A 9738-nucleotide genomic window follows, 5' to 3' on the forward strand; every position below is an offset into this window, starting at 1 on the left:
TGGGCGTGTGCGCTGCACGCGCCCCTGTGCCGGCGGGCATGGGCTTAAAAATATTGAACCGCGCAAACTGTGCCGAGCGCAGTTTTTATTATAGCCGTCTTTCGGCGGCGTCCTAGTATGATCCGATATATGCAAATATCAAAAGGCATGTCCTTGGCAGGAAAAAACAGCATAGGAGTGACTGTATGGACGAGTATATCATCGAGATGTGCAACATCACCAAAGAGTTCCCGGGTATCATCGCAAACGACGACGTAACGCTGCAGCTGAAAAAGGGCGAGATCCACGCTCTGCTGGGGGAAAACGGCGCGGGCAAATCCACGCTGATGAGCGTGCTGTTCGGCATGTACCAGCCGGAAAAGGGCGTTATCCGGAAAAACGGGCAGGAGGTCCAGATCAAGGACCCAAACGACGCGAACCGTTTGGGCATCGGCATGGTGCATCAGCACTTCAAGCTGGTGCACAACTTCACTGTGCTGGAAAACATCATACTGGGCGTGGAGACCACGAGCCGGGGCTTTTTGAAAATGGACAAGGCCCGGGAAAAGGTAACGGCCCTCTCGGAGCGGTACGGCCTGCGGGTGGACCCGGACGCCTGTATCTCCGATATTACGGTGGGCATGCAGCAGCGTGTGGAGATCCTGAAGATGCTGTACCGTGAAAACGAGATCCTTATTTTCGACGAGCCCACAGCGGTGCTGACGCCGCAGGAGATCGACGAACTGATGAAGATCATGAAGGAGCTTGTCAGCGAGGGGAAGAGCATCCTGTTCATCACGCATAAGCTCAATGAGATCAAAGCGGTGGCCGACCGCTGCACCGTCCTGCGCAAGGGGCGGTACATCGGCACCGTGGACGTCGCCTCCACCACCAAGGAGGAGATGAGTGAGATGATGGTGGGCCGCAAGGTGAACCTGAATGTGGAAAAAACGCCTGCGCAGCCGGGAGAGGTCGTGCTGTCGGCCCGGGGGGTTTGCGTAAAGGGACACGGAGGCAGCAAAAATGTGGTGGACCATGTGGATTTTGACGTGCGCCGGGGCGAAATCGTGTGCATCGCGGGCATCGACGGAAACGGGCAGACAGAGCTTGTTTACGCGCTGACGGGCCTTGTGGAGCCGGAGGAGGGCACTGTGACGCTGAACGGACAGGATATCACCCACGCGCCCATCCGCAGGCGCAACGCGGGCGGTCTGGGGCATATTCCTGAGGACCGCCACCGCCATGGCCTTGTGCTGGATTATAACCTTGCCTACAATCTGGTGCTGCAAAGCTATTTTGAGCCGGAGTTCTGCAGCCGCGGCTTTTTGAAGTACGACGCCATCTACGAATACGCAGACAAGCTCATCGGCAAATTTGATATCCGCTCGGGCCAGGGCGCGCGCACCATCACGCGCAGCATGTCCGGCGGCAACCAGCAGAAGGCCATCGTCGCGCGGGAGATCGACCGCGACCCGGACGTGCTCATCGCCGTCCAGCCCACGCGCGGGTTGGACGTAGGCGCCATCGAGTACATCCACGGCAAGCTGGTGGAGGAGCGGGACGCGGGCAAGGCCATCCTTCTCGTGAGCCTGGAGCTGGACGAGGTGATGCAGCTTTCAGACCGCATCCTCGTTATCTATGAGGGCCGGATCGTGGCCGATCTTGACCCGAAAACAGTCACCGTGCAGGAGCTTGGGCTTTATATGGCCGGTTCCGGGAGGAGGGCAGTGCAATGAAAAAAATATCGGCGCGCTGGCGAAACCTCTATACAAAAGCGGGTTTTTCCAGCTTTATGGCCTCGCTTCTGGCAATTTTGTGCGGCCTTGTGGTGGGCTTTGTGGTGCTGCTGGTGGCAGACCCGGCCAATGCCTTCTGGGGCCTGCTGGCCATTCTGACGGGCGGCCTTTCCGACATGAAAAACCTGGGGCAGGTGCTGTACGCAGCCACGCCCATCATTCTGACGGGCCTTTCGGTGGGCTTTGCCAACAAAACGGGCCTGTTCAACATCGGCGCGTCCGGCCAGTTCATCGTGGGCGCATATGTGGCCGTTCTGATGGGTGTGAAATGCACGTTCATCCCCGGCCCGCTGTTGTGGCTGGCCTGCCTGCTGGGCGCGATGCTGGCGGGCGCGGTGTGGGGCCTTGTTCCGGGCTTTTTGAAGGCCGTGTGCAACGTGAACGAGGTGATCGCCTGCATTATGATGAATTACATCGGTATGTACGGCGTCAACTTCCTCATTCAGCTGACGGTGTTCGATTCCCTGAAGAACCAATCGCTTCCGGTAGCGGAAAACGCCAACGCGCCCAAGCTGGGCATGGACCTGATCTTCCGCAGCGGAGCCACGGCCTCCAGCGCCAACGCGGGCATCTTCATTGCCGTCCTCGCGGGCGTCGTTATCTATTACCTCATTGAAAAAACAAAATTCGGCTACGAGCTGAAGGCGTGCGGCTACAACCGCGATGCGGCCCGGTATGCCGGCATCAACGAGACACGCAGCATCGTGCTTTCCATGGTCATTGCGGGCGCGCTCTCGGGCCTGGGCGGCGCATGCCTGTACCTGGCGGGCGCGGGCAAGGGAATCGAGGTGCTGGACACGCTGGCCGCCGAGGGCTTCAACGGCATCCCGGTGGCGCTGCTGGGCCTCAACAATCCCATCGGCATCATTTTCTCAGGCCTGTTCGTGGCGTATTTGAACCAGGGCGGCTTCAATATGCAGGTATACGGATTTGCGCCGCAGGTCATTGATATCATTATTTCCGTGGTAATCTACTTCGCGGCCTTTTCGCTGCTTTTGCGCGGCTTTGTAGAGCGGCGCGTCAAGCGCAGAGAAGAAAAGCGCGCGGCGGACGGCAGGCCCGCTGTTTCGGGCAGGGGCCCGCAGGAAGGGGGCGGAGCTGAATGAATACCGTATATTTTCTGGTACAGCAGACGATGTTCTTCTCCATTCCGCTGCTGATCGTGGCGTTGGGCGGGATGTTCAGTGAGCGCAGCGGCGTCGTCAATATCGCGCTGGAAGGCATCATGATCATGGGTGCGTTTTCCAGCATCCTGTTCATCAACATCGTGCAGAGCAGCGGCGCGGCCCTGCCGCCCCAGCTGCTGCTCCTGCTGGCGGTGCTTATCGCGGCGGCGGTGGGCGTGCTCGTCTCCATGGCGCATGCATATGCATCCATCAATATGAAGGCGGATCAGGTCATCAGCGGCACGGCCATCAACATGTTCGCTCCGGCATTCGCTATTTTTGCCGCCCGTATGATCCGCAGCGTGCAGCAGATCCCGTTCTCCAACACCTTCCGCATCACCAAGGTACCGGTGCTGGGCGATATTCCCGTGCTGGGGCCGCTGCTGTTCCAGAATACCTATATCACCACCTATCTGGGCTTTGCGGTGCTGGCGGTATCGGCTGTGGTGTTGTACAAAACGCGCTTTGGCCTGCGGCTGCGCGCGTGCGGCGAACACCCGCAGGCGGCGGACAGCGTGGGCGTGAACGTATACCGGATGCGCTACGCGGGCGTTGCCATTTCCGGCGCGCTGGCAGGCGTGGGCGGCCTTGTGTTTGTGGTGCCAACATCCACCAACTTCAACGCCACAGTGGCCGGCTACGGCTTTTTGGCGCTGGCGGTGCTCATCTTCGGCCAATGGAGACCCAGCCGCATCCTGTTTGCGGCGTTCTTCTTCGGTTTGATGAAAACGGTGGCGTCCGCGTATTCGGGCATCCCGTTCCTGGCAAACCTGGGCATCCCCAACGACGTTTACAAAATGGTGCCCTATGTAGCCACACTGATCGTACTGGCGTTCACCAGCAAAAATTCCATGGCGCCGCGTGCGGAAGGCATTCCCTACGACAAGGGCAGCCGTTAGAAAGCGGCGCGGAAAGAAAATAAATCAGGGGCGGGCTGCCGCCGCCGGGCGGTACGCCGGGCGGCCGTCCGCCCCTTTGCGTTCCGGCTGAAGCAGCGTGCGCGTCGGCTGTCCGGCGCGCACACAAAACGGATAAAGGAGATTTTTTATGCGCATGTATGATATCATCGCCAAAAAGCGGGACGGCGGTACGCTGACGCAGGAGGAGATCGCGTTCGCGGTAAACGGCTTTGCCGCGGGCAGCATCCCGGATTACCAGATGAGTGCGCTGATGATGGCTGTTTACCTGCGCGGCATGACGGCAACGGAGACCGCCCAGCTTACGGCAGCCATGGCTTACAGCGGCGATATGGTGGACCTTTCGGGGATCGGCGGCGTCAAGGCTGACAAACATTCCACGGGGGGCGTGGGCGACAAGACCACCCTGGTGGCGGGGCCGATCGTGGCCGCGTGCGGCGTAAAGGTTGCGAAGATGAGCGGCCGCGGCCTGGGACATACGGGCGGCACGCTGGATAAGATCGAGGCTATCCCCGGATGCTCGGTGTCGCTCACGCAGGAAGCGTTTTTCCGGCAGGTGAACGACATAGGCATCGCGGTCATCGGGCAGACGGGCAACCTGGCTCCTGCGGACAAAAAGATGTATGCGCTGCGGGATGTAACGGCTACGGTTTCCTGTATTCCGCTCATCGCCAGCAGCATCATGAGTAAAAAGCTGGCTTCCGGCGCGGACTGCATCCTGCTGGATGTAAAAACGGGGAACGGCGCGTTCATGAAAACGCTGGAGGATTCCATTGCGCTGGCGAAGGCCATGGTGGACATCGGTGAGCATAACGGGCGGCGCACGGCGGCGCTCATCACAGATATGGATACCCCGTTGGGCCGCAATATCGGCAACAGCCTGGAGGTCATCGAAGCGGTGGAGACCCTGCGGGGCAAAGGCCCTGCGGACCTGACGGAGGTGTGCCTGTCTCTGGCGTCGGGCATGCTGTGGCTGGCAGGAAGGGGCGGCGCTGCGGCATGCCGCGCCATGGCGGAGGACGCGCTGCGCAGCGGCGCGGCGCTGGCAAAGCTGCGGGCCATGGTGGCCGCGCAGGGCGGCGACCCTGCCGTGATAGACGATCCGTCAGGCTTCCCCGCAGCCGCGTATGAACATGACGTGGTGTGCATGCAGGACGGCTGGCTGTATGCCACCGACACCGAGAAAATTGGCATTGCAGCCGTTCTGCTGGGCGCGGGGCGTGAAACAAAAGAGAGCGTCATCGACCCGGCGGCGGGCATCCGCCTGTTGAAAAAAGCGGGCGACCCGGTGAAAAAGGGCGATGTGCTGGCACGGCTGTACGCCGGGGATGCGGCGAAATTTGCGGCTGCGGAAGAAAAATTCCACAGTGCGCTCACCTTTGCGGCCCGGCGTCCCCAGCTGCCCGCGCTGGTGCTGGCCCGTGTAGACAAGGACGGCGTGACGCGGTTTTAATGGGAAAGGTTGGAGGAAAATGAATCGGGCGGAGTTCAAAAGACAGGTCTTATCCTTGTTTTCAGAATCTGTTGATGGTTTGAGCCTTGAGGAAAAAGTAAACTATATTGAAAACTTGCTGATAGAATACCAGAAAATGAATGAGGATGAACGGGATACGAGCAATAAAGGAGAATCCTGGACAGATGAAGAATTGAAAATTGTTCTTTCCAGTGCACCAACAAAATACAATTGTATGAAGTATGCTCGTATTTTTAAACGTGGTTATGGAAGTATTGAGCAAATATATCGGTGGGCAGCAACAACGGATAAAATGATTCAGGAAAAGCGTCCAAACGATGCTTTTGTAAAACGCATAAAAAAGGTTGCAAAAGAGCTTGGTTTAAGAGTGTAGCACAGCTGTCCACAGGGTTTCCCTGTGGACAGCTATTGTATAACAAAAGCCACTCGCAGGGCGAGTAGCTTAGAGGAAGGCTAATGTGAGTGATTGAAGTAAGCACACCTATAAGCAGCTGAAAGAAGAACGGCTGCGGCCGGCGAACCATATTTGCGTGACTTAGCGCACCAATAGAGCTCAGCTCGAATACGAAAATTCCCAGGCGCTAACGGGGATACTTTGCCTGAATTGCGGCAAGTGTTTCAGCGAAGTTTATCTTTGACGGCTCCTCGGATATCACAAAGTATCTGCAGCGCGCTGCCCGCTGCGTACAGCAGCAGGCCGCAGGCTGCGCCTGCCAGCGCCAGCAGGAAAAACACCGGCAGCGCCCATACCCGCCATCCCGGTGTGAGAGCGAAGACGCACGCAGCACCCGACGCGGCGCACAGACCGGCCAGCGCGGCCAGTACGCCGCAGCCGTGCAGGATACACCCGGCGCGGCTCTCCTGTTCCATGTTCCATGCCTCCCTGTACTTCGCGCGTTTTTGACAGAATGATTTTACTGCAATTTGCGGTAAAAGTCAATACAACAAATTGCGGTTACCTATACTGTACCTTAGATAAAAAGAAGGGCAGGGGAGGTACATGTACGAGCGTATCCGCGCCCTGCGGGAGGACCGGGACCTCTCGCAAAAGCAGCTCAGCCAGGCGCTGCACTGCTCGCAGCAGGTATACAGCAATTATGAACTGGGCCAGCGGGACATTCCAACGGCCATTCTTATTGCGCTGGCGGATTTTTACGGCACCAGCACAGACTATATCCTGGGCCGCACGGATGAAAAATAGCGGCCGCACAACGAAAAAAGCCGCGCCCGCCGTAGCAGCTTACGGCGGGCGCGGCTTCAGACTGTCGAAAAAGGCAAAGAAGGAAAAGAAGCGTCCGGGGAAAAAGCTTGAAAAAGGGGTGGAGAACCCCTTTTTCATTTAAAATAACCCCGCGCCGTGCGCGGCGAACGGGGCCGCAGGCCCTGTTCGTAGGCAGCTTGGCGCAAAAGCGCAGCTTTTTCGACAAGCTAAAGCCGCGCCCGCCGTAGCAGCTTACGGCGGGCGCGGCTTTTTTCAGTAAAGGCGGTCTGGGAAAATCAGACCATCAGCTTGCAGACATTGTTGGCGTAAGCCACGGGGTCCTCCAGTGCCAGCCCCTCGATCAACAGCGCCTGGTCGTACAGGATCTCACTGTACGCGGCCAGCTTTTCCTTGTCGCCTGCTTCAAACAGGCGCTTCAGCGCCGCGAACACCTCGTGCTCGCCGTTCAGCTCCAGCACCTTTTCGCTTTTGACCTTTTCCTGCTGGGCGGGCATGCTATTCAGCACCTTTTCCATTTCGATGGACAGCGGGCCGCTGCTGGACAGGCATACCGGGTGGCTCTTCAGGCGCTGAGACAAGCGCACTTCAGTCACCTTGCCGTCCAGAGCCTCTTTCATGGCCTCGAACAGCTCCTTATTTTCTTCGTTTTTGGCTTTAACTTCCTCTTTTTCTGCGTCGGTCTCAATGCCGAGATCGTCGGCGGAGATGTTGCGGAACTCTTTTTCTTTTTCCTTGTCGCCGTAGCTGCGCAGCATCTGGAGCATGAACTCGTCTACATCGTCCGTCAGGTACAAAATGTCGAAGCCTTTGTCCAGCACGCGCTCGGCGGCAGGCAGCTTGGCCAAACGGTCGGTGCTTTCGCCCGCGGCGTAGTAGATATATTTCTGGTCCTCAGGCATGGCCTCGTAATATTCCCGCAGCGTTACCAGCTTGTTCTCCTTGGCGCTGTGGAACAGCAGCAGATCCTGCAGCAGCTCCTTGTTCATGCCGTAGGAGGCATAGCAGCCCATCTTGAGCTGCAAGCCGAAATTCCTGAAGAACTCTTCGTATTTTTCACGGTCGTTCTTCAGCCAGGCGGCCAGCTCGTTTTTGATCTTACGCTCCAGCGTGGTTTTGATGAGCTTGAGCTGGCTGTCATGCTGCAGCATTTCGCGGCTGATGTTCAGGCTCAGGTCCTCGCTGTCCACAAGGCCCTTCACGAAGCTGAAATAATCCGGCAGCAGGTCGGCGCATTTTTCCATGATGAGCACGCCGCTGGAATAGAGCTGCAGGCCCTTTTCATATTCCTTGGTATAGTAGTTGTAGGGCGTGCGCGAAGGGATGAACAACAGCGCGTTAAACGTGGCGGTGCCCTCGGTCTTGCTTTGGATGACGCGGGCGGGGTCAGAATAATCGCCGAATTTATCCTTGTAGAACTGGGCGTACTCCTCGTCCTTGACCTTTTTCTTGTCACGCTTCCAGATGGGCACCATGCTGTTGAGCGTCTCGTCCTCGGTGTACGTTTCGTACTCCGGAGCCTTGTAATGCCCCTCCTCATCCTTGTCCGTGCCCTCGATGGCGCGGCTCTTTTCCCGCAGCATCTTGATGGGGTAGCGGATATAATCGGAGTATTTTTTGACGATGCCCGCCAGGCGCCAGTCGTCCAGGAACTCGTCGTAGTGCTCCTCGCCTTCGTTTTCCTTCACAACAAGGATGACCTCGGTGCCCACGTCCTCTTTGTCGCAAGGCTCGATGGTATAGCCCTCAGCGCCCGTGGACTCCCACTGCCAGGCCTCCTGTGCGCCGAACGCGCGGCTGCGCACCGTCACGCGGCTGGCCACCATGAACGCAGAGTAGAAGCCCACGCCGAACTGGCCGATCACATCCACCTTGCCGCCGGTCTCGTTTTCATTCTTGAAATCCAGGCTGCCGCTTTTTGCGATGGTGCCCAGGTTTTTCTCCAGCTCTTCCTTTGTCATGCCGATGCCGTTGTCGCGCACCGTCAGCGTGCGGTTCTCTTTATCGGCTGCCAGCCGGATGAAGAAGTCCTTCTTTTTCAGCTTTACGGAGTCGTCTGTCAGGCTGCGGAAATACAGCTTGTCGATGGCGTCGCTCGCATTGCTGATAAGTTCGCGCAGGAAAATTTCCTTGTGGGTGTAAATGGAGTTGATCATCATGTCAAGGAGCCGTTTGGACTCCGCTTTGAATTGCTTTTTTGCCATTGCCGCTTTGCCTCCCAAACTGTTTAGCACTCTTTACTGATGAGTGCTAATTCAGCATACACCAAACGGCGGAAAACTGCAAGTCCCTTTTTGGAAAATTTAAAAATTCTTCATACTTCGCGGAGAAAAGCGGCTTTTTTGCCCGCCGGGCTTGCGTGTGCGTGCGGGATGCTGTAAAATAGTGCCATAGCTGAAAGGCGGCGTCCGGCCGCCGCGCGCCCTGTGCGGCGCGGGCTGGCGGGCGTTTTGCGCCCGGCTTTGAATTTTGAAAAGGCGGTGTTTTTGTGCCTACGACGGACTTCTTTTCCGGCCCGGGCTTTGAGCCTGAGGATGTACCGGTGAAAAAAACGTCTCCCGCGCAGCAGCCGGTTGAAAAACAGCCTGCGGACGATGAACCGTTCGCGGGAATGCAGAAGCTGGATTTCGATTTCCTGGGCGGAGATGATCCCGCCGTCCCGGGAGAGACGGACCCCGGAGACCCATTCGACGATTTTTCCTTCCAGCGCCCGGCGGCTCCGGCGGGCCCGGCGCAGCCCGCCCGGCCCGCGCCCTTCGTGTTCGATGAAGAGCCTGCCCCCGCGCCGTTCAGCGGCGTGCCGGAAACGCGCATTACCCCGGCGGCGTCCGCTTCCCTCGGAGGGACGGATGATGCACCCGTTCGGCCGGTCTCTCCGGCGCAGGCTGCGCCCAAGGCGGCTCCGTTCGTGTTCGATTTTGACGATGCGCCTGTGGAGCGTCCCGCATCCCGGACGGCGGCGTCCGCAGCTCCTTCCGGAGAGGCCGTGTTTGATTTCGGCATTCCGGAAGAAAAGCCCGCGCCGGCTCCTGCCGCCGCACCGCTGGACGGCTACGCGCCGCTGTCTCTGGATTTTCTGGACGATGCGGAACCCATTGCTGCTGTGCCGCCCGCGGCCCCGGCGGCTGTAAAGCCTGTGGAGCCGCCGCGCCCTGCTCAGCCCGCGCCCAAGGCGGCTCCGTTCGTG

The 9738-nt window shown here is 58.5% G+C and carries 8 protein-coding genes and 1 pseudogene; 7 read left to right on the forward strand and 2 right to left on the reverse strand.

Annotated elements, in window-relative coordinates; all coding sequences use genetic code 11:
- Positions 1-185: 185 nt before the first annotated feature.
- From TQ39_RS18985 to TQ39_RS19005, 5 genes are all read left to right on the forward strand, one after another.
- Entirely contained in the window at positions 186-1715 is a 1530-nt protein-coding gene (locus TQ39_RS18985; protein ID WP_050006700.1) for an ABC transporter ATP-binding protein, read from the forward strand.
- Positions 1712-2881: an ABC transporter permease gene (locus TQ39_RS18990; RefSeq protein ID WP_009324481.1), complete on the forward strand. Its 1170-nt coding sequence runs from the start codon at positions 1712-1714 to the stop codon at positions 2879-2881. Before TQ39_RS18985 ends, TQ39_RS18990 begins: the two co-directional genes overlap by 4 nt.
- Entirely contained in the window at positions 2878-3840 is a 963-nt protein-coding gene (locus TQ39_RS18995) for an ABC transporter permease (RefSeq protein WP_009324480.1), read from the forward strand. The genes TQ39_RS18990 and TQ39_RS18995 overlap by 4 nt, the downstream gene beginning before the upstream one ends.
- Positions 3841-3988: 148 nt before the next feature.
- Entirely contained in the window at positions 3989-5311 is a 1323-nt protein-coding gene (locus TQ39_RS19000) for a pyrimidine-nucleoside phosphorylase (protein WP_009324479.1), read from the forward strand.
- 19 nt (positions 5312-5330) lie between these two features.
- Positions 5331-5705: a hypothetical protein gene (locus TQ39_RS19005; protein WP_050006701.1), complete on the forward strand. Its 375-nt coding sequence runs from the start codon at positions 5331-5333 to the stop codon at positions 5703-5705.
- 245 nt (positions 5706-5950) lie between these two features.
- On the opposite strand, the gene TQ39_RS19010 is transcribed toward TQ39_RS19005, so the two are convergent.
- Positions 5951-6202 carry a hypothetical protein gene (locus tag TQ39_RS19010; RefSeq protein ID WP_050006702.1) on the reverse strand — a complete coding sequence of 84 codons (252 nt, stop codon included), beginning with the start codon at positions 6200-6202 and terminating at the stop codon, positions 5951-5953.
- 130 nt (positions 6203-6332) lie between these two features.
- On the opposite strand from TQ39_RS19010, the gene TQ39_RS19015 reads away from it, so the two are divergent.
- Positions 6333-6533 carry a helix-turn-helix domain-containing protein gene (locus TQ39_RS19015; protein WP_009324477.1) on the forward strand — a complete coding sequence of 67 codons (201 nt, stop codon included), beginning with the start codon at positions 6333-6335 and terminating at the stop codon, positions 6531-6533.
- Positions 6534-6829: 296 nt separating this feature from the next.
- Here TQ39_RS19015 and htpG read toward each other — a convergent pair whose 3' ends face one another.
- Positions 6830-8755, reverse strand: coding sequence for a molecular chaperone HtpG (htpG, locus tag TQ39_RS19020; RefSeq protein WP_050006703.1), 1926 nt, complete (start codon positions 8753-8755; stop codon positions 6830-6832).
- Between the two features lie 284 nt (positions 8756-9039).
- On the opposite strand from htpG, the pseudogene TQ39_RS19025 reads away from it, so the two are divergent.
- A pseudogene (locus TQ39_RS19025) lies at positions 9040-9738 on the forward strand (hypothetical protein); the annotation flags it as partial.

The organism is Ruthenibacterium lactatiformans, assembly GCF_000949455.1.
Lineage (GTDB): Bacteria > Bacillota > Clostridia > Oscillospirales > Ruminococcaceae > Ruthenibacterium > Ruthenibacterium lactatiformans.